The organism is Tepidimonas sp. (assembly GCF_046292505.1).
Taxonomy (GTDB): domain Bacteria; phylum Pseudomonadota; class Gammaproteobacteria; order Burkholderiales; family Burkholderiaceae_C; genus Tepidimonas.
On record NZ_JBKBQX010000238.1, the window covers coordinates 1 to 581 of the forward strand.

Below are 581 nucleotides of genomic sequence, written 5' to 3' on the forward strand. Positions count from 1 at the left end.
ATCCGCGGGCAGGTCATGCTGTTCGACTTCAAGTCAATGAACGTCGTACGCGCTTATCCAGTCAGCTTTGCGTATATCGATCTACTAAATCGGCCGCCTACGCAGGAAGACATGGATGTTCGTGTGGCCATGGTCTACAACGGCGCTAACGGTAAGCCAGGGTTGCTGGCCAGGTTTTCACAGAGCCTGTCTGAGGCTACCATCCCGACGTCCGTGTCGCGCTATCTGCAGATCACCAGCGTCGAGGTCAAGCCTGAAGCCCATGACGGTCTGCCAGCTTTCGCCAAAGGGCGCGACGAGATAGCACAGACCTGGGCAGCCGATCTGGTCGGCGAGGCAATCTCAACTCGTGTGGGCGTGCCGATCATACCGTATGCCAAGGGCTACGCTATTGGAAATGTCATGTCGCTGCGTGTGTCTGATGGCACCGTCTGGGAATTAAAACTGCCCAAACCCGACTACGAGATTTCGGTGGTTATCTCCGGTTTCCGCAAGATTAAATTCAGTCAGGTGATCGGTGGTGCCACAACTTATGTGGGCGGTGTCAAGCACCAAGTGCAACGGTGGAATCACTGAAGGGA

At 55.2% G+C, this 581-nt stretch carries 1 pseudogene; it reads left to right on the forward strand.

Annotation, left to right across the window (positions count from 1 at the left end):
* Positions 1-576, forward strand: a pseudogene (locus tag ACK4TH_RS13015) (hypothetical protein); the annotation flags it as partial.
* Positions 577-581 lie beyond the last annotated feature (5 nt).